Source organism: Alteromonas abrolhosensis, assembly GCF_001953635.1.
GTDB classification, from domain to species: Bacteria; Pseudomonadota; Gammaproteobacteria; order Enterobacterales; family Alteromonadaceae; genus Alteromonas; species Alteromonas abrolhosensis.
Genome location: NZ_MEJH01000013.1, coordinates 63,393 through 86,638, shown reverse-complemented (window position 1 = coordinate 86,638; position 23,246 = coordinate 63,393). Strand labels below are relative to the sequence as shown.

The following is a 23,246-nucleotide window of genomic DNA, read 5'->3' as shown; positions in this document are numbered from 1 at the left end:
ATACATCACCTAAGCCTGAAGCGGCACGCGAACAACGTGCCTCTTAGTAATTAGAATATTTCTTCTGGCTCTGGCGCAGTAGTCGTATCCTGCGTGGCTGGATCCAACACTTCGTCATCACGGACGTAAGTGGTTGGCTCGGTTCCCTGCAGGAAATATTCGAATAGTGTCGTATGGTCTGTTCGTCTGGTCAACTTTCCACTGGTACGATCAATACGAACACGCACTATATTCTCTGGTACGGGCATAGGAGTATGCGGTTTACTTTCAAGAGCGTGTTGCATAAACCTGATCCACGCAGGCTGAGCAGCTTTAGCTCCGTCTTCGATACCAATCATGGCATTACCTATCCAGTTAAACTTCTCAGGGTTCTTGTTGATGAGGTTTTGGTTTCGCGTTGCACGTCCCAACTGTCGACCCATGTTGTCAAACCCTACCCAAGTCGTCGCCACCAAATCTTTGTGGAAGCCGCTGAACCAGGTATCTCGTGAATCATTCGTTGTACCCGTTTTACCGGCAATATCGGTGCGTTGGAGAATATTGCGAGCGCGCCAACCTGTGCCTAACCAATACGTTTTCTTACTCCAATTACCATTTGCGCGAACCGCTGTACGCATCATTTCTGCTACTAAAAAGGCGTTTTGAGCAGTAATTACCTGAGGCGCTATCACTTTTTCTGTTGCTTCATCATCATCAACGTCGCCAAGTAAGATATCTTGGTTCAGTTCAGCGGCAAGTAAGGCTTCAATATCAGCTTCTTCGTCTTCAGGTAATATTTCCGGGTCACTTTGGTTTTCACAACGATTACATGCCCAGACTGGGTTTGCTTTCCAAAGTTCATCTCCGTTTTCGTCAAGTACCTTACTGATAAAGTGAGGGTTCACTAAGTAGCCACCGTTTGCGATAACAGACATGCCTCTAACCACCTCAAGTGGCGTATGTGAACTGGACCCTAACGATACGGTTTCATCAAGTGGGATATCGTCTTTATTAAAACCAAACCGCGTTAAATAATCGGCCGTTTCTCTAAGGCCAACACCACGTAATAGTCGAACTGATACCACGTTTTTCGATTTACCAAGGGCTTTACGCATTCTGATTGGGCCGTCGTACTCAGCCGGTGAATTTTGTGGACGCCAGGCTACACCTGTGGCGGCATTCCATTGGTTTATAGGTGCATCATTGATGATGGATGCAAGGGTATAGCCGCTGTCTAATGCCGCAGAATAAATGAAAGGCTTGATGTTTGAGCCCACTTGGCGCTTAGCCTGCGTTGCTCTATTAAACTGGCTTTGATAGAAGCTGTAGCCACCCACCACCGCTTCAACCGCGCCGTTTTTCGGGTTAAGCGCGATAAAAGCACCGCTTACTTCTGGGATCTGCGAAATGCGCCACTGCCCTTCTTGCTGCCTGATATAAACTACCGCCCCTTCTTGAGTAACATCTGAAGCGGTTTTAGGGTCACTGCCCTGTCTAAAATCAGTGATGTAGCGTCGCGCCCAGTCTAGGCCGCCCCATTCTACCGTTCTCGTTTTTCCGTCAACTGATAACACCTCTATAGACTGTTCATTTACTTTGGTAACCACAGAGGGCACAAGAGGTTTTATGTGGGGTACTTCTTCAAGTACTCGCAAAAGTGATTCATTATCCCACTCATCTTTGGTTGTTTTGTCGCTTATATCAAAGCTTAATGACAACTGCGGAATCGTCTCATCTCTGCCTTCCGGCGTAGGAATGTTCCATAGATAGCCAAGGGCGCCTTTGTAACCATGACGCTCATCATAGTCGTGTAAATTCCTAACCACTGCACGTTGCGCGGCTAACTGAAGATCTGACGTCGCAGTTGCAAACACTTGGTATCCGCCGGTTTCAGCTTCTTCTTTACCGTAAATTTCTACCATTTCGTTATAAATGGTGTCGGCTAAGTATGGCGCATCAACTTCAATTTCTGCTCCATGTTTCTTGGCAGTCACGGGCGCGTTGGCCGCTTCTTCGAATTGCGCTTTAGTGATGTACTCCTCGTCAAGCATTCGAAGTAGCACCACTCGTCTACGCTCAACAGAACGCTGTGGCCCGCTGATTGGGTTCAGTACCGATGGTGCCTTGGGAAGGCCCGCGATAGTGGCTATTTGGGCTAAAGTGAGTTCATTAAGCGGTTTGCCATAATACACCTGAGACGCCGCCCCAAAGCCAAACGCTCTATGGCCTAACTCGATTTTATTAAGATATAGCTCGAGAATTTCCTGCTTGGTGAGCTCTTGCTCCATGTGCAATGCGATAAAAATTTCTTTTATCTTTCTTATGTATGTTTTTTCCCGGCTAAGGAAGAACCCTCGCGCTAGCTGCATGGTTAACGTACTCGCCCCCTGACGCTTTTCGCCAGTTAGGACTAAACTTACTGCAGCGCGCATGATACCAATGGGATCAATACCGTGATGTTCGTAGAAGCGACTGTCTTCTGTAGCGAGTATGGCGTTAATTAATTCTTGCGGGACATCCTCAAGTTTTACTGGGATCCGCCGTTTAACTCCATATTGTGAAATGAGTTTTCCGTCTTTGGTGTATATCTGCATAGGAGTTTGCAGGCGTACATCCTTAAGTACAGTAACACTTGGTAAGTCAGGTTTGATATAAAAGTAAATACCTACCAGTGCTGCAAAACCAAGAAGGCCTGATAGAAAACTAAATAAAATAAGTGGTTTGATGTACTTCACTGTAACGGATACCAAGACATTTTGTTGAAATGACGTATATTTTATACGTATGTGTTATCTCTAGAACCATACGCATAACACTATTAGAGTAACATTGTACTTTAGAGCAACTACCTTTGAAACTGGACACTTGCACATGAAATCGCTGTTTAAGAAAAAGCTGCCGCCCATTGTGGGCTTAGATATAGGCACGCGTCAAATAAAAGCGGTGTGGTTAGAGCAATCGAAAGACGGGTTCGTCCTTCAAGGGTATGCCTGTGAGCCAATCAGTAAAATTGCTTTCTCAGAACGCGACATTAAAGATTATGAGTCGGTGAGCATTGCTCTTAAAAAGATTCGGAAATCGTTAAAAACAAAATTAAAGCTGGCGAATGTTGCTGTGGCTGGAACCTCAGTAATAAGCAAAATTGTTTACATGGACCCAGAACAAAGCGATTACGACCTAGAAAATCAAATTGAAATTGAGGCTGACAGCCTTATTCCCTACCCACTTGAAGAAGTGTATTTGGATTTTGAAGAAATGGGACCAAGTGCAACGCACACTGGAAAAGTAAATGTATTACTTACCGCAGCGCATAAAGATTTGGTAGACAGTCGTTTGTTACTGGCTAGAGAAGCTAACTTTGAACCCAAAATTGTTGATATGGAAAATTATGCCATTGGCAATGCTATGGACTTTTTCTATACACCGCACGCAGAAGACACGCCACTTTGCTGTATTAATGTGGGCGCTTCGCTACTTCAAATATGCGTAATAAAAAACGGCGACGTCATTTACACCAAAGAGCATGCTTTTGGCTTGAATCAGCTAATTAACGATATCAGCGCTATACATATGGTTGAGCGCGAAACTGCTGAGCGCCAGCTACTAGATGGCACTCTATCTGGAAATTGGGTAGAAGATACGCTGCCGATATTTGCCGCCAACCTACAGCAAAATATCAACCGTGCATTACAAATGTATATGAGCACGCTACATGCAGAGCGCCCCACGAAAATACTGTTCAGTGGCGGCGCCGCTACTATCGAGCCGTTAGTCGACATTCTAAAACAAGATCTTGGTCTTGATGTTGATTGCTTTAATCCTTTTAGCAATATGACTATAAACCCTAAACTTGACGCCGCACGCCTAGGTAAAATTGCACCACAGCTAGCAATTGCAGCGGGTCTAGCGAGCCGGAGCTTTACGCCATGGCACATGTAAATTTACTGCCTTGGCGTGAAAAACAGCGCCAACATCAAAAACAACAATATTTAGCAGGATTGCTTGCCGTTGCTGCCATAGTAGGCTTAATTTTTTGGTTTATTGGTCAAGCCATCGACCAGCAAATTAGTAACCAGAACTCGCGCAATCAGTACCTTGAACGGGAAATTGCAGTTTTAGATGCGCAAATTGCAGAGATAAAGAAAGTTAAAGACAGTAAAAATGCCATTGAGCAACGTATGGCGTTAATAGAACAGTTACAGGCTAGCCGTAACGTTGCCCCTATTGTTTTTGATGAACTTGCTAAATTGGTTCCTCCCGGTGTGGCTTTTGAGTCTATGACCAGAAGCAATAACCGTATTGAGATTGAGGGTACTAGTGATTCGAACAATCGCCTTTCCGACTTTATGCGCGCCCTGGATAATTCAAAAGTGTTCGTTGCCGCAGAGCTTTCTACTATTAAATCAGACAGCAGTGCAGCAAGAGCTATTAGCAACTTTACGCTTACATTTTCGATAAATCCTAATGTTGCCCCCCTAGAAATTGAAAGTGGAGAGGCGCAATAATTATGAAGTTTGACGTTTCAAAACTAAAAGAACTCAACGAACTCGACTTTGAACAAATCGCCATTTGGCCAAATGAAGTTCGCATAGTTGTAGCTGCATTTGTGGCAATACTGGTGGGCGCATTAAGCTATTACCTGTTAGTAAGTCCAAAGCTTCCAATTAAAGATGCGGCTGAATTAAAAGAACAAGAACTAAAGCTACAGTTCGAAGCCAAGTACCGTATTGCGGCTAATTTAGAAGCCTACCAAGCCCAACTTGCTCAAATTAAAGAAGACTTTTCGTCTATGTTGAAAAGTCTTCCAACCAGCAACGAAACACCTGGCTTGCTTGACGATATCACGTACGTGGGCACCGCTTCGGGACTTACATTCGAGTTGTTAAACTGGCAACAAGAAGTACCAAAAGAGTTTTACACTGAGCTACCTATTGAAATGGAAGTGAGCGGGGGTTATCACAACTTTGGCGAGTTCGTTTCAAAAGTCGCAGATTTACCTCGTATCGTTACCCTTCACGATTTCGATATCAAGCGCGAAGCGGGCGGTCTTTCGCTCAAGCTTCAAGCTAAAACTTATCGCTCTGAAAACTCTTCAGATATCGAAGGAGATAAATAATGACTCGTTCGTTTTTGTCTTTTTTGACCATACTGTTAATTACAGGCTGCTCACCTAAGCTCGATGACCTACAGGCTTATACCCAGAGCGTAAAAGAGCGCGCTCAGCCTCAAATTGAACCTTATCCAGAGTTTAAAACACATCCGCCCTTTAGCTATTCAGCGAGCGCGTTAAGAAGCCCTTTTGATCGCCCTAAAAACAACACTGCTCCGGTAACAAAAGCGCGTGTAGAAAACTGTTTACAGCCTAACTTTCAGCGCCCTAAAGAAGCATTGGAAGCCTATGGCGTTGATGCCCTTGCATTAACCGGAAATTTTGCGGTTAAAGGAGAGCAATGGGCATTGTTAAAAAGCAACGATGGCGTATTGCATAAAGCAAAAGTAGGGAGCCGTATCGGCTTGTTTTATGGCAGAATTACGCAAATTAGCATCGATTCAATTACTATTGAACAGTTATTACCTGATGGTGCGGGCTGCTGGCAAAGGAAAACAACAACAATGACTACAGCATCGAAGGCGGGAGAGTAAGCATGGCCGAACGATACATATTCAACAAGTCTCTGAATCGTAGAGCGCCTAGGTGGTATTGGCTGGCCTTCGCTGTGGCTGCAATATTTTCGTTTACAGTATTTGTCTCGCCAGTAAAAGCGCAAGAACCGTTATTGGTTGACCCTGATGCTAAGCGAAATGCTTCGACGGTAACCACCACGGTTACTAACATCGACTTTACCCAAGCAGCTAATAATACGGCTGTAACCCTTGTGAGTTTTGAGGGTAAAGCTCCCAAGGTACAACTTATTGAGTCACAGGGAAAAGTGTCGCTTACGCTGCCAAACACCAAGTTGGGTGAAGACCAACTGGTAGAGCTTAATGTCGCTGATTTTGGCACGTTAGTTTCGACCATAGAAACCTTCGAAGATAAAAACGGATCACGCATTGAGGTTAAGTACTCAGGCCCAGTTACGGTTCAAAATACCGTGAAGGATGGCACAATTCGTTTAGCCATTGCGCCTATGAATAGCGCGCAACAAGAAGCGCTAGAAGCCGAGAAGAAGTACACTGGCGACCCTATTTCACTTGATTTTCAAGATGTTCCTGTGAGACAGGTTTTACAAATCATCGCCCAAGTGAATGGTTTTAATTTGGTAACCACTGATACCGTAACAGGCAATGTTACGATTAGCTTGTCAGGCGTTCCGTGGGATCAGGCACTCGACATGATTTTGCGCGTTAAGGGTTTGGACAAACGTTTAGAGGGTAATATTTTATTAATTGCGCCTGCTGAAGAATTGTCTGCTCGTGAAACTCAAGCGCTTCAATCTAAAAAACAAGTATCAGATTTAGCACCGCTTCATACGGTTAACATTCCTGTTAACTATGCAAAAGCTGCCGCGTTGGCCACAATTTTGAAGTCGACAGAAGGCGGAATTCTATCAGAACGAGGCGGTGTCACCGTAGACGAGCGCACCAACACCTTGCTTATTCGCGACACGTTAGCGTCGATTGATGAAGCAAGAAAAACTATCAACGCATTAGACGTTCCGGTGAAGCAAGTGCTGATTGAAAGCCGTATGGTAACTGTACTTGACGATGTGGATGAACAGTTAGGTGTGCGCTGGGGTTTCAGTGATCGACAAGACGACAACGGTGTCTCAGGCAGCCTTGAAGGCGCAGACACCATTGCCGGCGGCGTAGTGCCAAGCATTGACAATCGCCTAAACGTAAATTTACCTGTCACCAGCGCAGCAGGTAGCATTGGCTTTCAGATTGCGAGTCTTGTAGACGGCACCATATTGGACCTTGAGCTTTCTGCGTTGGAATCAGAAAACAAAGGCGAAATTATCGCAAGTCCTCGTATTACCGTAGCCAACCAGCACGAAGCGTATATTGAACAGGGTACTGAGATTCCATACGTTCAAGCTACGTCAAGTGGTGCCACATCGGTAGAATTTAAAAAGGCCGTATTGTCACTGAAAGTTACGCCACACATCACGCCTGACAATCGCATCATTTTAGACTTAGTCGTCACTCAAGACACTCGCGGTGAAACCGTTTCAACGTCTACCGGTGATGCCGTAGCGATTGATACCCAAGAAATTAAAACCCAGGTATTGGTGGAAAATGGCGAAACCATCGTATTGGGCGGGATCTTCCAACAAACCAGTTCTGATGGCGTATCAAAAGTCCCCTTGTTCGGTGATTTACCCGTTGTTGGCGCCTTGTTCAGAAATTCATCCCAACTTCAGCAGAAGCGAGAACTGCTTATCTTTGTTACGCCGAAAATTGTAACGGAAAGACCGTAGCCACCATTTTCATCTAAAAAAAAGCGCATCTTGTTGCGCTTTTTTTGTTTTCAGGCCTTTTTTGTAACTAAATTTACAGGTATACGCTATTTGTTGGTAACAAAACTTGCAACGCGTTGCATGAAACTGAGATAATCCCCGCCTCGAAATTTAAGCGAGGTTTAAGGAGTGGTGCTTATTGGACACTAAATAGGCACGAGTCAATGGGTAGGCTGGTAAGGCAACAGTGCGCTGCCCCTAACATGATTAAGTTGTGATATAAGCAAATATGGCTGAAAAACGTAATATCTTTTTAGTTGGCCCAATGGGTGCTGGCAAAAGTACCATCGGTAGACATCTGGCAGACGAACTTCACCTAGACTTTTTTGATTCGGATCAGGAAATTGAGCGCCGCACTGGGGCTGATATCGCCTGGATCTTCGACCTTGAAGGTGAAGACGGTTTCCGTAAACGCGAAGAAAACGTCATAAACGATTTGACAGATAAGCAAGGTATTGTACTTGCCACAGGCGGCGGTTCTATTGTAACTAAAGCTGTGCGTAATCGTTTATCTGCCCGTGGCATTGTTGTTTACCTACAAACAACAATCGATAAGCAAGTTGCCCGTACACAACGCGACAAACGTCGTCCTTTGCTACAGAACGAAGATCCAGAACAAGTGCTTCGCGATCTTGCAGAAATGCGCAATCCGCTTTACGAAGAAGTTGCTGATTACATTGTTGATACAGACGACCAAAGTGCACGTGCTGTAGCAAATCAAATTATCAGTAAAATTGGTTTATAAATTAGATATGTAATAGGAGGTGCTACGCCAATGTCAACCTTAACTGTGGAACTTGGAGAACGTAGCTATCCTATACAGATAGAGGCTGGGCTGCTTTCGCAACCCGGCCTTTTTAGTGCCTACATAAAAGGCCCGCTTGCCGTTATTGTTACCAACGAGACCGTCGCCCCGCTTTACCTGGAAACCGCTAAAGCGGCTTGTGGAGATGTGCAGGTTGAAACTATTATTTTGCCTGACGGTGAGCAGCACAAAAATCTAGCCCAATTCGAAGTTGTCATGACACGTCTGCTTGAGCTTAATGCTGCAAGGGATACAACACTTATCGCACTAGGCGGTGGCGTGATTGGTGACCTTACTGGCTTTGTTGCCGCAACATACCAGCGCGGCGTGCCCTTCATTCAAGTCCCTACGACATTGCTTTCTCAGGTAGATTCATCGGTGGGTGGAAAAACCGCGGTAAATCATCCCCTTGGCAAAAACATGATTGGCGCGTTTTACCAACCGGTTTATGTGGCTATTGATACTGATTCACTTGCTACATTGCCACCCAGAGAATTTGCTGCAGGTATGGCAGAAGTCATCAAATATGGCATCATTTACGATGCACCGTTTTTTGAGTGGCTTGAAGGTAACGTAGATGCGCTTACGTCGCTTGATACTGAAATTCTTACCCAAGCCATCTCGCGCTGCTGCGAAATTAAAGCAGACGTAGTAGCAAAGGATGAGCGTGAGGGCGGCTTACGCGCCATTCTTAACCTAGGGCACACCTTTGGTCACGCTATTGAAGCGGAACAAGGTTACGGTAATTGGCTACATGGCGAAGCAGTGGCCGCTGGTACTATAATTGCTTGTAAAGTTGCAGAAGCATTAACGTGGTTTACCGCGTCAGAAACACGACGCGTATCATCGCTATTTGAAGCGTTTGCTTTGCCTATTGAAGGCCCTGATAGCATGACGAAAGATGACTACGTGAAGCACATGAAGCGCGACAAAAAAGTGGAAGCCGGCAGTATTCGATTTGTGCTTCCTCAAGGCATTGGCAAAGCGGTTGTTACCAAGGATGTCACGGACGCCATTCTTACCAACATCCTCTCATAGTCTTTAGCCCTCGCGACAAATTGGCAACGCACCCTCCCCACACTTGTGGTAGCCATTCAATGGTGCGTTGCAGGTAACGTTTTAAAGCAACGGTGAATAAGGGCAAACTCCCATGCAAAGTGAACTGCATGAACGTTTGGAATATTTGGTCAATTACTCTTCTCAACTGATTTTTGTCAGTGGGGAGTCTATTGCTCAACAACAGAAGACCCTTGAAGCCTTCGTCTTTCAGCAGCACGACGACACCGAAATTGCGTATTTAACCGCGCAAGAGAATATGGAGCCGTCAGACTATCGTCGTCAGCTTTGTCGACAGCTACTTGGTCAGGTAGTTGGCAGCTTTGTTAGACCTCTTAACGAGTTACTCTCTGACTTAAATAGCCACGAAGGTCCTATCCTAATTGCTATTACTCAGGCACATAATCTCCCCGATGTACTGCTTCAAGAGCTTTGGGATTTAGTTTTGCAAAGCCGATTCGCCGGCAACAAACAGCATTTAAATGTTCTTTTGTTTGCAAACAATGATTGGGCTGAGCGCGCCAAACAGTGGCTTCCTGCGAAAAATACAGAAACTCCGCTCATTATTTGCAGCCAATCTGTGATGAGTGAACAACAGAGCTTTGAGTCAGAACTCGACAAAATGATTGCGTCACGTCGAGAAGCATTTCAGGCTCATCTAGAAAATAGGCAACGTGAAAACACTCAAACTTTTACTAATCCTTTAAAGTCAAAGTGGTTTTATATTGCTGTTATTTGCGTATTCCTTATCACCTTTTCTGGCCTTATTTACTGGCAGTACGGCGACAAATTAGCATCGATTTTTGCGCCTATAAACCCATCTTCATCCGAAGCTGGGAAAACGCAAGTTGAACCAGGCTCTGCTTATAACAAACTTATTGGCGATGGCGAACCAGAAGAGAGCGATGCCACTGCTAAGCAAGACTCACCAAGCCAACAATACGCCGAAACAGGTAACGTAGAACTTGTTGCTGACCTCAGTGAAATGCGCAGTAACGCTGGTCAAACAACGGCAGGTGAAACGTTAGTGAGCGATGCGTCAGATGGCGACCCACTAATAACCAACTGGGAAAATGCCGTTTCATCACTACCTGAGGTGAATTCGTCTATGGAAAATAAAGGCGATAGTGAGCCCGCACTTGCCACTGGCGAGGATGATAACAAAACGGCTATTGGCGAGAATGCCGTTTCAGCAGGCAAAGAAACAATTCAGGGAACACAAGCAAATCCGCCAAATGGTGATGACAATCTAGTTCAAAGCGAAGAAGCGACTGTACCGAGTCAGGATAGCTGGATTGGTGAAAATGACTACGCCATACAAATGCTAGCAATGAAGAACGAACGCGTTCTTAGCGAGTTTCTGCGAGAAAACAATTTAACCGAGCAAACGCGGATTTATAAAACTATGCGTTATGGCGGTGAGTGGTTCGTGGTATTGAGTAAACAAACCTATACTTCGCTGTCGCAAGCGCAACAAGCACGTACCAATTTGCCTGATTATCCAGGTAAACAAAATGCTTTTATAAAACGGGGAGACCAAATTCGCTCGGAAATAAGTAAAGTGCAAAATTAAGCCGTTTCCCTCCCGATAGACCATAATCTTTTCAGTTAATCAGCAAAATTCCATTCTTGCGTAACTTGTTGGTTGTCCGTTTTACTGATGAAAGTTACAATCTACCTTTAGTGTGGTGATATCTGATACTGATCAGCATAAAAGTATAAAGACGACCCTTTCCCTTGGAACGGCGGCGCACGGAAAAACCACCGTCTTCATTCCGTCTAGGTAGTAACGTTTAAGCATGATGCAGAAAAAAAACCGGGCTTTTTTAAAATGGGCCGGTGGCAAATACAGCTTGGTTGAGCATATTCAGGCCAGATTACCGCAAGCCAATAAACTAATAGAACCGTTTGTTGGTGCCGGATCTGTATTTCTGAATACGCAATACAAACGCTACCTGCTTAATGACATCAATCCTGACCTCATTAACTTATACAATTTCTTAAAAGCGCAGCCCGATGCACTGATCAACGATGCTCGTTCATTCTTTGATGGAAAACGCAACGATGAAAAAATGTATTACGCGTTACGCGAAGAGTTTAATGCTACGCAGGACGAGTATTATCGCGCCATTCTCTTTCTGTATTTGAATCGTCACGGTTACAACGGGTTATGTCGTTACAGCCTTCAAGGCCGTTTTAATGTGCCTTTTGGTCGCTATAAAAAGCCCTACTTTCCCGAAGACGAAATGTTCGTATTTTCTGAGAAGTCGCAAAAAGCCACGTTTACTTGTCTTCCCTTTGAGAAAGTATTCTCTCGGGCACGGAGTGGGAATGTTATCTACTGCGATCCACCGTATGCTCCTATCAGCAAAACTGCAGCGTTCACCAGCTATGCCGCGCGAAGCTTCGGTCAAGAGTCACAAGAAAAACTAGCCGAGCTCGCTACCCGTGCATCTAAGAAACGCGGTATACCAGTGCTCATCTCTAACCACGATTTGCCGTTAACCCGTTCGCTCTATCAGGGCGCCGATTTCAGCATGCTCTCAGTGAAGCGCTCTATTAGTCAGAATGGCGCGAAGCGACAGCCCGTGGATGAAATATTGGCCTACTTTCCTCCCGCCAAAGTGGCACCAAAACGTAAAGCGCGTAAAAAGAAAACATTTCAACGCCCTTCACTTTAACCCTTTCTATCACGTAAAAAGTTTAGTAAATCGTCGCACTGTTCGTTAGAGAGAACTAATTGCCGTTGAAGCGTATTTGCGCAGCGCTACAAGTTGTAGCCAGTATACCACTTCACGAACATAAAAAGTGAAACGACAAACAGTACCACCAGAACTATGCCAATAAGTGCGAAGCTAATAAAGCTGCCTTTGGTGAAGTCTCGTTGATAATTCTTTTGGCTTTGAACACCAAACAGACTTGCGATTACACTACCTAGAACTGACCAAAAACCAGTGCCAGATTGCATAACTTTTCCTTAGGCGTCGTTAGAAGGTGATGTGAAATCTCGATTACCTTCGTCGCTGTGTAGCAACTCAAGTAGATCTAAAAAGTGAAATTGGAAAGATGGGGATTTTCCTGCAATCCAAGATAACCAGCTAACTTCTTCCACCCCCTCTTGATGACGGGCGCATTGGTTTTGGATGTGGCTTGCAGGGAGTTTTGGGTTGAATTCCGTAACAGGTTGGAATTCACATACCGACGAGTGAGAATTTGGCGTACTTGTAACCGCAACGCTAATTAGCGCTACCGCTCCGCAGATCGCAAAAAATGGAAGAACCTTCATCCTGAATACTCCTTACACTCGTTTAAAAATTAATCTCATTATAATCAAAAGCACGTTGTGAACAAGTTAAAAATGCGTTGTTATTGAAAAATGAAAAGCCTAACGAAAACACATTAGGCTTTTACTACTCAACGTTTTTTTTAAGGCCATCCAATGGCCTCGTCAACAAGGTCGTTATAGTTCGAAATCTACTGAGTAGGCTACAGTAAATTTAACTGCATCGTTATCAAACTCGTCGTCACCGCCCATGTCATCAAGGTCAGTACCCGTGATTGCGAAGCTAAAGCCGTCTTTTGCGATTGAAATACCATAGTCCATGTAGCCTTCAACGCCGTTGAACGCTTCAGCGAAGTCACCTTCGTGATAACCAACATGGAAACCAAGCTCAGTGCCATTTAAGATTTCTGTGGTATAACCAAGAGACGTATAAGACGCTTGAGCAAAACCAAAGTCCTGCCCTTCGCCTTCGTCAGCTTCAGTATGCGCTAAAAGGTATACAGTAAGGCTTAACCCACCCATACCGACAGAGCCATAAACTTCTGCAAAGTCAAAGTTCGCTTCGTCATCGTAGTTGTAGTAAAGATAACCGAAGTCGTACGCAATGCCTTCAGCTTCACCTGAAAAACCGAAGTACATGTCGTGCTCGTATGAATACACGTCGCCTGCACCGTAGTTCACGTTAGACGCCCACGTACCCGCATAAAAACCACTTTCATGCGCGTAGTCGATACCGCCCTGAACAGCAGCTTCGTTGGTCGTTTGTGTTAAACCACGCCAAATGTAGTTGCTTGTTGCACTCGCATTAGCCGTAAATGAGCCTTCTGCATAGCTAGGCATGGCTGTTAACAGACACGCTGAAGAAATAGCAGCGGCAAGTATTGTTCTTTTTGTAGATGTTTTCATGTGTGTTCTCCAGTCAAATTCAAACTTGTTGTAATTCGTTTTTTCTGTCTGTGTTTTCTTTTTTGGACTGGATAACGCAAAGTTGATGCCCATTTATGGTTCATCAAAAAACTTCAGGCAAGTTTAATTAATCTAATGAATTTTAATGACTTTTTAAGTTTAAAAAATTACACCATACCCATGAGATGAAAAAACACCTGCATAAAAATGCACCAACATAACGCGCTCTCACCAAAATTGGGCAACATATGAAAGAAGTCTATTTATCGTAAATATCCGTGAAATTAACGCTGAGTAGCCCTTTGCATAGTAAACAAGCGCGGTTTTGGGTAAACTTTCGCAACCAGTGAAACGTAAGTGGCAACGCACCCTGTTGTTTTTAGAAAAAGGACATGCAATGAAACCATTCCTAATTGCCCCATCTATACTTTCTGCAGACTTCGCTCGATTAGGGGAAGACGTTGAGAAAGTACTAAAGGCAGGCGCCGATGTGGTGCATTTTGATGTAATGGATAACCATTATGTTCCGAACCTTACGTTTGGACCTATGATTTGCGAAGCATTGAGAAACTACGGAATTACCGCACCTATCGATGTGCACCTCATGGTTAAGCCTGTTGATGACTTAATTGAAAAATTCGCGAATGCAGGAGCCAGCTATATTAGCTTTCACCCAGAAGCGTCTGAACACATAGACCGGTCTCTACAGCTTATCATCGATGCAGGTTGCAAGCCTGGGCTGGTATTTAATCCGGCAACACCGCTGCATTACCTTGATCATGTTTTGGACAAGCTGCACCACATTCTTATTATGTCGGTAAACCCTGGTTTTGGTGGCCAAAAGTTTATTCCTAGCACCTTAGACAAAGTGCGTGCAGTGAAGCAGCGTGTAGTAGAAAGCGGCTATGATATTCGAATTGAAATTGACGGTGGCGTAAAAGTCGATAACATTCGCGAAATAGCGGAAGCTGGCGCGGATATGTTTGTAGCCGGTTCGGCTATTTTTTCTCAACCCGATTACAGCGATGTCATTAAGCAAATGCGCAATGAACTAGCGTCACTGTCTAAAGCATAATTTTTGAAGCTTAACTTTCACAAGCTTTAATTTCACAGTATTTAACGTATTACAGGTAAAAAGAAATGAGTAACAAACCCGTTGTATTAAGTGGCTGTCAGCCTTCAGGACAACTTACCCTTGGCAATTATATGGGTGCACTTAAGCAGTGGGTTTCCATGCAAGATGATCACGACTGCCTATATATGATAGTCGATTTGCACGCTATTACTGTTAGACAAGACCCTAAGCAGCTTGCTGAAGCGTGTCTAGACGGCCTTTCTCTATACCTTGCTTGTGGTATTGATCCGCAGAAGAGCACCCTGTTTTTGCAATCCCACGTACCAGAACATGCGCAGTTATCTTGGGTACTAAATTGTTACGCTCAAATGGGTGAGCTAAATCGCATGACGCAGTTCAAAGATAAATCTGCGAAAAACGAAAACAATATTAACGTGGGTTTATATAGCTACCCTGTACTTCAAGCGGCGGATATTCTGCTTTACCAAGCAGATAAAGTACCAGTGGGTGAAGATCAGAAACAGCATCTAGAGTTAACCCGTGACATTGCAACACGTGTAAACAATCTATACGGCGATGTATTTCGTCTACCTGATCCGTATATCCCAGATTTCGGCGCGCGCATCATGAGCCTGCAAGAGCCTGAAAAGAAAATGTCTAAGTCAGACAACAACCCTAACAACTTCATCGGTCTATTAGAAGAGCCGAAGAAACTGGCTAAGAAAATTAAACGTGCCGTGACTGACTCTGACGAGCAAGCCAATATTTACTTCAACCCTACTGAAAAGCCAGGTGTTTCAAACCTACTAACCTTGCTTTCATTGGCGACGGGCAAATCGATTAAAGAGCTTGAGCCTGAATATACTGACAAAATGTATGGCCACCTTAAAGGTGATGTTGCAGATGCCGTGGTTGCACTACTTGAGCCAATTCAGGCGCGCTATGCTGAGATCCGCGCAGACAGAGCATATCTTGACGACGTGATGCGCCAGGGTGCCGACAAAGCATCAGCACGAGCAGCTGAAACCTTGGCTAAGGTATATAAGGCAGTGGGTTTTATTCCAAAGCCTTAATAGGCAGTTTCTAACGTCTTACTTAAAATCATGAAGGGTTTGTTGAACCCTCCATGATTATGACCCTCGCTATATAGAAATACCAAGGATTAGCACTGCCGTGTTGCTGTTAATTGATAACTTCGATTCGTTCACTCATAACCTCGCTCGGTATTTCACAGAGCTCGGTGCTAATGTTGAAGTCGTGCGAAATAACGCTTTGACTTTAGACGACATCTCTCGCTTAGCACCTTCACAACTTGTTATTTCCCCTGGGCCATGTACCCCCAACGAGGCGGGCATCAGTTTATCTGCAATAGAGCACTTCGCTGGTAAAATCCCGATTCTGGGTGTGTGCTTAGGCCATCAAGCTATAGGCCAAGTGTTTGGTGCTAAGGTAGTTGGCGCACAAGAAATTAAACATGGAAAAGTTTCTGCTTTATCACACCGCAATAGCGGTCTGTTTAAAGACCTTCCTAATCCGTTTAACGTAACGCGCTATCACTCTTTGGTGTTAGACCCCACTTCACTACCATCTTCAATTAATGTAGACGCATGGTGTGAAACCGCACAGGGTACGAAGGAAATCATGGCGATATCCCATGCTAGTTATCCCGTTTGGGGCGTGCAATATCATCCTGAGTCATTGCTTACCGAACACGGCCACAGCGTACTGGAAGCATTTCTTCGCTCTAAAACGGTTTAAGTAAACAGGTTTGATGCCGATACCCTTTAATAAGCTAAAAGGTTACGCTTAAAAGCCTGTATTACTCGCAATTCGCTGATTTTTCGTTTAACTTTCCATAATTCAGTTTAGCCTATGGGCTGAATTAACATTATGTTGAGAACCGCATACGCAATATCAAGCATCGCAGGGTAATAACGCCACTTTTCTAGTAGTAGCTACCATTTTCATCTTTGCAGTAGTAAAAGTAATTAAGGCCCCTGATGTACGATAATATTGCCGTTCACCAAAAAGTTATGAGCAGGAGTGCTTTTAATATGACAATGGGGGCAACCACACCGCCCACGATAGATGATCGTTTTGAAAACATGATCATATCGCCAGAGCGTGTGCTTGAAATGCTAGGAAGGCGCAAGGTGGGAGAAGTAAGTTTTGAGCAATCGGAACAAGGCGACGCGCGCAGGCTTTTACTGCACGTTGAAAAAGTGGCGATTGAAAATAAACGCCTTCAAGAGAAAACCGAAGCTTCATACCTTGAATCAGTTAGCCATCACCTTCACGAGATCCTACTGGGTGAATTAACAGAGCAGCTTAGCTACACCGACGAACTCGTTCAAAACGTACTTAACCTGCCAGAAAACACCGGTGAGCTGCTAGATGCGCTCTCTGTCAGAGCATGTTCAGTTTCGAAATTAGAGCCAATTGCCGCTACCATGCCGTGGCTCTACGATGAGCTGATAGTTGTTGTAAATACGCCGCAATTTAGGCGTAAAGACTCTCGTGGTCGCATTATTGTTGTAGAAACGCTGCGCACAGCCTTGAGCTTTTTAGGTATTGAAAACTTGCGCACATTAATACCGTCGCTCATTTTAAAGCGCGCCATGCCGCAAATTACCGACCCTTACCCGCTGATTAAACAAAAGCTTACGCCCTACGCAACGGGTGTTGCCATAACGGCGAAACGCCTTGCTGCGCTTAGTGATTTAAACAAAAATCAAGCTTACACTCTTGCAATGCTAAGTAACCTGGGGCGCTGCGTAGTTACGCGACTTTATTTCAAACTGTTCGACAAAATTCAGCTTCATCTTTTGCAAGAGTGCCAAAAAGATAAAGAACAAAAGCGACATGAAGCTCTGCTTAAAGTCGCACCGTCAGCGAACCATCTAATTGCTTTACAGCAGGAGTTTGCCGATGCAGTCAGTGCTGACATTTTGGAATGGATGCATTTGATGCGCTTGCCGATTGCAGACCCCATGCGAGCGTGCGCTGATAAAGTACCAGCGCAGTCTAAAACGCTAAGCAAGATACTTCACCAAGCTCGAACTTACACGCAAATTCGGATGTTACACCAGTTAAAACTTGTTGAAATGAAAGAGGTAAAACCTCTTTTCATGGAGCAACGCTACCCCGCTGGCGCACTCGAAAAACTAAAAGAAATTGATATATTCACCCTTCCGTTAGTCAAAAACGACGAACATCACTAGCCCCCTCAAGGCCTTTTCTAACGTTTTTGAAGAGGCCTTACAGACTACAATTGGACACGCTTTTTCGCGGAGGTGATGGCACACTGGCACAGACTCAAAAAAGACCGTTAGCGACGCATTTAGGTTAAATTTAATACAAACATGTATAACCAGCTTTAAATATTTTGTGGATATTCATGCACTCGTTATGCACACTTTCTGCATTGAATGCATCCCGCCTATAAATATTGCCCTTTACTCAATACCTTGCACGTTTATCAGCGTATTAGGCAGGTGCAACACCAACCTGCGTTTATGCTTTTTTCATAGCTCGAAGCGCAACAAAACCTCCGCACAGCCCTTTTCTTAGCGCAAAAATTGATTATTACTTATTGATATAGCCCAGTAGTTAATAGTTATTCACTTTTCCTGCAAATTAAGCCACAGTCCTTATAAATAAAGGGCTGCAGCCCTTTGCATAGAAGACAAATGTTAAAAAAAATGGCATACTGTAGAACAAATCCGATTAGTTTTTACGCGCTCAATTAACGCTTATCGACCAAAGTAGTACTAAAATGTGCTCATTGATTCGACAAGCAAAATCACACAGTGTGATTGGCGCCCAACGCAGAGGTAACAAAGATGAACGTAACTCGCGCTACATTTGATGATGTAATGGTTCCTAACTATAACCCAGCAGGTATGGTTCCTGTTCGAGGTGAAGGTTCACGTGTATGGGACCAGGATGGAGCTGAGTACATCGACTTTGCAGGCGGTATTGCAGTTAACGTTTTAGGTCACTGCCATCCAGAGCTAGTTAAAGCACTCAATGAACAGGGCAGCAAGCTTTGGCATTTAAGTAACGTATTTACTAACGAACCAGCACTTCGTCTTGCTAAAAAGCTAACAGATGCAACGTTTGCAGATAAAGTTTACTTTGCAAACTCTGGTGCCGAAGCTAACGAAGCTGCGCTTAAGCTAGCGCGTCGTTGGGCACTTGATAAGCACGGTGAAGATAAAAACCAAATCATTGCGTTTAACAAAGGTTTCCATGGCCGTACTTTCTTTACTGTAACAGTGGGTGGTCAAGCTGCTTACTCTGATGGTTTTGGTCCTAAGCCTGGCGCCATCGATCACTGTGACTACAATGATTTAGCTGCCTTTGAAGCACTAATCTCTGACAAGACCTGTGCAGTAATGATGGAACCTCTGCAAGGTGAAGGCGGTATCATTCCACCTAACGCAGATTTCGTAAAAGGCGTTCGTGAGCTATGTGACAAGCACAATGCTCTGCTAATTTTCGATGAAGTTCAGTCGGGCGTTGGTCGTACCGGTCACCTTTACGCATATATGGGTCTTGGCGTAACACCTGATATTTTGACTACTGCTAAATCTCTTGGCGGTGGCTTCCCTATTGGTGCAATGTTAACGACTACAGACATTGCTGCACACCTTAAAGCTGGTACGCACGGCAGTACTTACGGTGGTAACCCACTAGCATGTGCGGTTGCTGAGAGAGCGTTTGATATTGTTAACCAACCAGAAGTACTTGAAGGCGTGCTTAAGAAAGAAGCGCTGTTCCGCGAGCTACTAGGTGCAATTAATGAAAAGTACAACGTATTTGAAGAAGTACGTGGTCAAGGCATGCTTCTAGGTTGTGCACTGAACGAAAAATACCAAGGTCGTGCACGTGACTTCATGATGGCAGCAACTAAAGAGAACCTAATGTGTCTTGTTGCTGGCATGAACGTGGTTCGTTTTGCGCCTTCATTGGTTATTCCTGATGAAGACATCAAAGAAGGTCTTGCACGTTTTGAGCGCGCCGTTGCTGCCGTTGTAAACGCCGAATAATTACAGCACGAGTAGCGAACATGAATATCATTCGCCCTATCACGAAAGCCGACTATAACGCGCTTAAAGAAATCGCCGTGGAATCAGGTATTGGCTTTACGTCTTTACCTGTTAACGACGAACTACTTCAGCGCAAAATTGATCGTGCAGAAACTGCGTTTAACAAACCAAACGTAACCGAGCCTGGCGATGAGTCATACTTGTTTGTAATGGAAGATACCACTACCGGACAGGTAGTGGGTACAACAGGTATTGAAGCTGCTGTCGGTATTGACGATGCGTTCTACCACTATCACTTGAGCAAGGTTGTGCACGCCTCACGCGAGCTCAATATTCACAATACTGTAGACATTCTCACGTTTTGTAATGACTACACTGGTGTTACTGAAATTTGCACGCTGTTTCTTCGCGAGCAAGCCCGTGGTGGAATTAACGGTCGCTTCCTTTCAAAGGTACGCTTTTTGTTCATGATGGAGCACCGCGAGCGCTTCTCAGAGACAGTTATAGCTGAAATGCGTGGCGTTAGCGATGAAGAAGGACGCTCGCCGTTTTGGGAGTGGTTAGAAACCCACTTCTTCTCTATGGACTTTCCTACAGCCGACTATTTAACGGGCATTGGCAATAAGGTGTTTATTGCTGAACTTATGCCGAAATATCCGATTTACGTGAACCTGCTTAGCAAAGAAGCGCAAGAAGTGATTGGCGAGGTGCATGAAAAGACTCGCCCTGCCCTTCAGCTCCTTGAAGAAGAAGGCTTTTCTTGCCGTGGCTACGTAGACATTTTCGACGCTGGCCCAACGGTAGAGGCTAATTTGAGCCACATTCGCACGGCTCAATCGAGTTTAAAATTGCCTGTTGTGATTGATGACAGTGCCGCCGCCCAAGGGCAAACGCACTATATCATTAACACTTCAGTATCTGATTTTCGTGCAGTCGCCACTGAGATGACGGTAAGCGAAGAAAAGCAAGTTGCCGTGCTATCTCGTCAAGCCGCTGCTGCATTGAATGTCAAAGAGGGTGAATACGTACGTTTTGCCCCCGTTACATTCAGAGATTAAAAGGACACCCACTATGCTACATACACATTTTATCAACGGTGAATGGGTTGCCGGACAAGGTCATGATTTAACATCTGTTGACCCTGCAAAAAACGAAGTAATTTGGGAAGGTAAGTCTGCGACCGCCGCCCAAATTGATGACGCTATAAAGGCCGCTCGTGCTGCACTTCCAGAGTGGAGCATGAAAACCGTTGAAGAGCGTCTCGAAATTATCAAGGTATATGGCACTAAGCTAGAAGAAGCTAAAGCGCACCTTGCTAAAATTATGGCTAAAGAAACGGGCAAACCAGAGTGGGAAACCGCTACTGAGGTAGGCGCGATGATGGGCAAAATTGGTATTTCTGAAAAAGCCTATTTTGAGCGTACGGGTAACGTTGAAAACCCAATGCCTGTAGGCAAAGCGTTCATTCGTCACAAGCCACACGGCGTTGTTGCGGTATTCGGTCCTTATAATTTCCCAGGACACCTTCCAAATGGACACATTGTTCCTGCTCTTATCGCGGGTAACACAGTTGTGTTTAAACCAAGCGATTTAACGCCCATGGTTGCACAAGAAATGGTGAAGTTGTGGGACGCAGCGGGTTTACCAGCTGGTGTACTTAACCTAGTACAGGGTGAAGTTGAAACTGGCAAGGCATTGGCGTCGCATAACGATATCGACGGCCTTTTCTTTACGGGCAGTTCGCGTACAGGGAAAATCTTGCACGAGCAGTTCGCAGGTCACCCAGGTAAAATCTTGGCCCTTGAAATGGGTGGTAACAACCCGTTAATCGTAAAAGATGTAGCTGATGTTGATGCTGCCGTACACGACATCGTTCAATCTGCTTTCATTACATCAGGTCAGCGCTGTACGTGTGCACGTCGCCTATTTTTACCAGCCGATGCACAAGGTGATGCAATTCTTGCTCGCTTAATCGAAGTGACCAAAAATATTAAAGTGGGTGATTATGACGCTGAAGATCAGCCATTTATGGGCGCAATGATTTCAAGCAATGCCGCTGCTCTTATGGTGAAAGCACAGCGAGAACTTGAAAACCTTGGCGGTAAAGTATTAGTTCGCCTTGAACAGAAAGACGAAAACAAAGGTTTTGCTACTCCAGGCATTATTGATGTTACTGACATGCTTGCCTCACTGCCTGACGAAGAACACTTCGGTCCACTGCTTAAAGTGATCCGTTACAGCGATTTCGACGCTGCGATTGAAGAAGCTAATAACACTAGCTTTGGCTTGTCAGCAGGTCTTCTTGGCGACAACGAAGAAGATTATCGCTACTTCTTCGCACGCATTCGCGCGGGCATCGTAAACTGGAATAGACCTATCACGGGTGCTAGTAGTGCTGCGCCGTTTGGTGGTGTGGGCGACAGTGGTAACCACAGAGCAAGCGCGTTTTACGCAGCCGACTACTGTGCATACCCAGTTGCATCAGTTGAACTTGATAAAGTTACTATGCCAGGCAAATTAAGCCCTGGTTTGTCGATGTAACTTAAGTTTTTCACGTTACAAAAAGGCCGATGCAACTTTTGTGTCGGCCAGTTTAGTACCAACCATATACGAACTATTCGTTTAAAAATAGTCAACGACAGAAAGGACCCTACTACCATGCATAGCAACATCGATACGTTGTTTAGCAACATGTGGGACGATTACGTGACCATCACCCCCTCTGCGCATAAAATTCATGCTCTGTTAGCGGGTGAAGAAAACACGAACGACATCGTTAACGATCATGTAGCTTTTCGAACTTTTGCTCTAGACAAAACTCGCTTAGATAAGCTTGCAGCACACTTCCTAGCATTGGGTTATGAAGCTAAGGGCGACTATGACTTCGAAGCGAAAAAGCTTACTGCGAAGCACTTTGAGCACCCTGACGATACTAAACCAAAAGTATTCATTAGTGAGCTTCGTGTAAACGAGCTTTCTGAGACAGCTCAAACAATTATTAAAAAGCTTGTAGATCAAATGCCTGAATCTGTTGTGGATGCAGACAACTTTTTGTATTCGGGTAAACACTGGGACGTTTCGAAAGCAGAGTACGACACACTGCTTAACGAATCAGAATACGCTGCGTGGATGGCCGCGTGGGGATTCCGCGCAAACCACTTTACCGTAAGTGTGAACCACTTAACTCGTACTAACGAACTTTCTGACGTAAATACGCTGCTTAAAGAAGCAGGTTTCGTGCTTAATACTTCTGGTGGCGAAATTAAAGGCGGCGCAGACGTATTTTTAGCGCAATCGTCAACCATGGCTGACCGTGCTGACGTAGCGTTCAGCGACGAAACTGTGGCAATTCCAAGCTGCTTCTACGAGTTCGCACAACGCTATGAGATGCCTGATGGCAAGCTTTACAAAGGCTTTGTTGCCGCATCGGCAGATAAAATCTTTGAAAGCACCAATGCTAAATAGTTTTGGCGTTTAGTTTTAAAAAAAGCCCGTAAGGGCTTTTTTGTTTGTGTAAATCACAAGAGATAACCGTTTGTCCGTAGAGCGTTGATAGCGATAATCACAAACCCCAGTCTTTCTTTACTTTTTGCAAAATCGGCAAATTGCTTTCCATTGCCAAGCTAATAATAAT

At 44.7% G+C, this 23,246-nt stretch carries 21 protein-coding genes; 17 read left to right on the top strand and 4 right to left on the bottom strand.

Annotated elements, in window-relative coordinates; genetic code table 11:
- Positions 1–50: 50 nt before the first annotated feature.
- Positions 51–2,714 carry a penicillin-binding protein 1A gene (locus BGK61_RS16555; RefSeq protein ID WP_014997118.1) on the bottom strand — a complete coding sequence of 888 codons (2,664 nt, stop codon included), beginning with the start codon at positions 2,712–2,714 and terminating at the stop codon, positions 51–53.
- A 136-nt stretch (positions 2,715–2,850) separates the two neighbouring features.
- On the opposite strand from BGK61_RS16555, the gene pilM reads away from it, so the two are divergent.
- The 9 genes from pilM (at position 2,851) to BGK61_RS16510 (ending at position 11,978) form a co-directional block, all read left to right on the top strand.
- Positions 2,851–3,918 carry a type IV pilus assembly protein PilM gene (gene pilM / locus BGK61_RS16550; protein ID WP_076011437.1) on the top strand — a complete coding sequence of 356 codons (1,068 nt, stop codon included), beginning with the start codon at positions 2,851–2,853 and terminating at the stop codon, positions 3,916–3,918.
- The gene (locus BGK61_RS16545) at positions 3,906–4,484 is read left to right on the top strand and encodes a PilN domain-containing protein (protein ID WP_014997116.1); all 579 of its coding nucleotides are present in this window, start codon (positions 3,906–3,908) and stop codon (positions 4,482–4,484) included. Before pilM ends, BGK61_RS16545 begins: the two co-directional genes overlap by 13 nt.
- Positions 4,485–4,486: 2 nt before the next feature.
- Positions 4,487–5,095, top strand: a complete 609-nt coding sequence (locus BGK61_RS16540; RefSeq protein ID WP_014997115.1) for a type IV pilus inner membrane component PilO — start codon at positions 4,487–4,489, stop codon at positions 5,093–5,095.
- Positions 5,095–5,622: a pilus assembly protein PilP gene (locus tag BGK61_RS16535; protein WP_014997114.1), complete on the top strand. Its 528-nt coding sequence runs from the start codon at positions 5,095–5,097 to the stop codon at positions 5,620–5,622. Before BGK61_RS16540 ends, BGK61_RS16535 begins: the two co-directional genes overlap by 1 nt.
- A gap of 2 nt (positions 5,623–5,624) precedes the next feature.
- Complete coding sequence (locus BGK61_RS16530; RefSeq protein ID WP_014997113.1) at positions 5,625–7,397, top strand: type IV pilus secretin PilQ; 1,773 nt, start codon at positions 5,625–5,627, stop codon at positions 7,395–7,397.
- 268 nt (positions 7,398–7,665) lie between these two features.
- Complete coding sequence (gene aroK / locus BGK61_RS16525) at positions 7,666–8,181, top strand: shikimate kinase AroK (RefSeq protein ID WP_014948032.1); 516 nt, start codon at positions 7,666–7,668, stop codon at positions 8,179–8,181.
- 30 nt (positions 8,182–8,211) lie between these two features.
- A complete protein-coding gene (gene aroB / locus BGK61_RS16520) occupies positions 8,212–9,279 on the top strand; it encodes a 3-dehydroquinate synthase (RefSeq protein ID WP_014997112.1) in 1,068 nt (355 codons plus the stop codon).
- A gap of 112 nt (positions 9,280–9,391) precedes the next feature.
- The gene (locus BGK61_RS16515; protein WP_014997111.1) at positions 9,392–10,870 is read left to right on the top strand and encodes an SPOR domain-containing protein; all 1,479 of its coding nucleotides are present in this window, start codon (positions 9,392–9,394) and stop codon (positions 10,868–10,870) included.
- Between the two features lie 226 nt (positions 10,871–11,096).
- Positions 11,097–11,978, top strand: coding sequence for a Dam family site-specific DNA-(adenine-N6)-methyltransferase (locus BGK61_RS16510; protein ID WP_014997110.1), 882 nt, complete (start codon positions 11,097–11,099; stop codon positions 11,976–11,978).
- An 86-nt stretch (positions 11,979–12,064) separates the two neighbouring features.
- Here BGK61_RS16510 and BGK61_RS16505 read toward each other — a convergent pair whose 3' ends face one another.
- The 3 genes from BGK61_RS16505 to BGK61_RS16495 all read right to left on the bottom strand — a co-directional run bounded on the left by BGK61_RS16505 (position 12,065) and on the right by BGK61_RS16495 (position 13,579).
- Complete coding sequence (locus BGK61_RS16505) at positions 12,065–12,265, bottom strand: DUF2970 domain-containing protein (RefSeq protein ID WP_014997109.1); 201 nt, start codon at positions 12,263–12,265, stop codon at positions 12,065–12,067.
- Positions 12,266–12,274: 9 nt separating this feature from the next.
- Positions 12,275–12,583: a hypothetical protein gene (locus BGK61_RS16500; protein ID WP_014997108.1), complete on the bottom strand. Its 309-nt coding sequence runs from the start codon at positions 12,581–12,583 to the stop codon at positions 12,275–12,277.
- Between the two features lie 174 nt (positions 12,584–12,757).
- Positions 12,758–13,579 carry a TorF family putative porin gene (locus BGK61_RS16495; protein WP_014997107.1) on the bottom strand — a complete coding sequence of 274 codons (822 nt, stop codon included), beginning with the start codon at positions 13,577–13,579 and terminating at the stop codon, positions 12,758–12,760.
- Positions 13,580–13,883: 304 nt separating this feature from the next.
- Between BGK61_RS16495 and rpe the strand changes: the two genes are divergently transcribed.
- The 8 genes from rpe (at position 13,884) to BGK61_RS16455 (ending at position 23,077) form a co-directional block, all read left to right on the top strand.
- Positions 13,884–14,561: a ribulose-phosphate 3-epimerase gene (gene rpe, locus BGK61_RS16490; RefSeq protein ID WP_014997106.1), complete on the top strand. Its 678-nt coding sequence runs from the start codon at positions 13,884–13,886 to the stop codon at positions 14,559–14,561.
- A 65-nt stretch (positions 14,562–14,626) separates the two neighbouring features.
- Positions 14,627–15,634: a tryptophan--tRNA ligase gene (gene trpS, locus BGK61_RS16485; RefSeq protein ID WP_014997105.1), complete on the top strand. Its 1,008-nt coding sequence runs from the start codon at positions 14,627–14,629 to the stop codon at positions 15,632–15,634.
- A gap of 100 nt (positions 15,635–15,734) precedes the next feature.
- Complete coding sequence (locus BGK61_RS16480; RefSeq protein WP_014997104.1) at positions 15,735–16,319, top strand: anthranilate synthase component II; 585 nt, start codon at positions 15,735–15,737, stop codon at positions 16,317–16,319.
- A 296-nt stretch (positions 16,320–16,615) separates the two neighbouring features.
- Positions 16,616–17,782, top strand: coding sequence for an HDOD domain-containing protein (locus tag BGK61_RS16475; RefSeq protein ID WP_076011445.1), 1,167 nt, complete (start codon positions 16,616–16,618; stop codon positions 17,780–17,782).
- Positions 17,783–18,403: 621 nt separating this feature from the next.
- A complete protein-coding gene (locus tag BGK61_RS16470; RefSeq protein WP_014997102.1) occupies positions 18,404–19,612 on the top strand; it encodes an aspartate aminotransferase family protein in 1,209 nt (402 codons plus the stop codon).
- A gap of 20 nt (positions 19,613–19,632) precedes the next feature.
- Entirely contained in the window at positions 19,633–20,670 is a 1,038-nt protein-coding gene (gene astA / locus BGK61_RS16465) for an arginine N-succinyltransferase (RefSeq protein WP_014997101.1), read from the top strand.
- Positions 20,671–20,683: 13 nt separating this feature from the next.
- Entirely contained in the window at positions 20,684–22,153 is a 1,470-nt protein-coding gene (gene astD, locus BGK61_RS16460; RefSeq protein WP_014997100.1) for a succinylglutamate-semialdehyde dehydrogenase, read from the top strand.
- 117 nt (positions 22,154–22,270) lie between these two features.
- Entirely contained in the window at positions 22,271–23,077 is an 807-nt protein-coding gene (locus tag BGK61_RS16455; RefSeq protein ID WP_014997099.1) for a DUF1338 domain-containing protein, read from the top strand.
- The last annotated feature ends 169 nt before the right edge of the window (positions 23,078–23,246 follow it).

Excerpts from the sequence above, each read along its gene's own strand:
- pilM (WP_076011437.1), top strand. The coding sequence starts at position 2,851 with ATGAAATCGCTGTTTAAGAAAAAGCTGCCGCCCATTGTGGGCTTAGAT.
- BGK61_RS16545 (WP_014997116.1), top strand. The coding sequence starts at position 3,906 with ATGGCACATGTAAATTTACTGCCTTGGCGTGAAAAACAGCGCCAACAT.
- BGK61_RS16540 (WP_014997115.1), top strand. The coding sequence starts at position 4,487 with ATGAAGTTTGACGTTTCAAAACTAAAAGAACTCAACGAACTCGACTTT.
- BGK61_RS16535 (WP_014997114.1), top strand. The coding sequence starts at position 5,095 with ATGACTCGTTCGTTTTTGTCTTTTTTGACCATACTGTTAATTACAGGC.
- BGK61_RS16530 (WP_014997113.1), top strand. The coding sequence starts at position 5,625 with ATGGCCGAACGATACATATTCAACAAGTCTCTGAATCGTAGAGCGCCT.
- aroK (WP_014948032.1), top strand. The coding sequence starts at position 7,666 with ATGGCTGAAAAACGTAATATCTTTTTAGTTGGCCCAATGGGTGCTGGC.
- aroB (WP_014997112.1), top strand. The coding sequence starts at position 8,212 with ATGTCAACCTTAACTGTGGAACTTGGAGAACGTAGCTATCCTATACAG.
- BGK61_RS16515 (WP_014997111.1), top strand. The coding sequence starts at position 9,392 with ATGCAAAGTGAACTGCATGAACGTTTGGAATATTTGGTCAATTACTCT.
- BGK61_RS16510 (WP_014997110.1), top strand. The coding sequence starts at position 11,097 with ATGATGCAGAAAAAAAACCGGGCTTTTTTAAAATGGGCCGGTGGCAAA.
- BGK61_RS16505 (WP_014997109.1), bottom strand. The coding sequence starts at position 12,265 with ATGCAATCTGGCACTGGTTTTTGGTCAGTTCTAGGTAGTGTAATCGCA.
- BGK61_RS16500 (WP_014997108.1), bottom strand. The coding sequence starts at position 12,583 with ATGAAGGTTCTTCCATTTTTTGCGATCTGCGGAGCGGTAGCGCTAATT.
- BGK61_RS16495 (WP_014997107.1), bottom strand. The coding sequence starts at position 13,579 with ATGGGCATCAACTTTGCGTTATCCAGTCCAAAAAAGAAAACACAGACA.
- rpe (WP_014997106.1), top strand. The coding sequence starts at position 13,884 with ATGAAACCATTCCTAATTGCCCCATCTATACTTTCTGCAGACTTCGCT.
- trpS (WP_014997105.1), top strand. The coding sequence starts at position 14,627 with ATGAGTAACAAACCCGTTGTATTAAGTGGCTGTCAGCCTTCAGGACAA.
- BGK61_RS16475 (WP_076011445.1), top strand. The coding sequence starts at position 16,616 with ATGACAATGGGGGCAACCACACCGCCCACGATAGATGATCGTTTTGAA.
- BGK61_RS16470 (WP_014997102.1), top strand. The coding sequence starts at position 18,404 with ATGAACGTAACTCGCGCTACATTTGATGATGTAATGGTTCCTAACTAT.
- astA (WP_014997101.1), top strand. The coding sequence starts at position 19,633 with ATGAATATCATTCGCCCTATCACGAAAGCCGACTATAACGCGCTTAAA.
- astD (WP_014997100.1), top strand. The coding sequence starts at position 20,684 with ATGCTACATACACATTTTATCAACGGTGAATGGGTTGCCGGACAAGGT.
- BGK61_RS16455 (WP_014997099.1), top strand. The coding sequence starts at position 22,271 with ATGCATAGCAACATCGATACGTTGTTTAGCAACATGTGGGACGATTAC.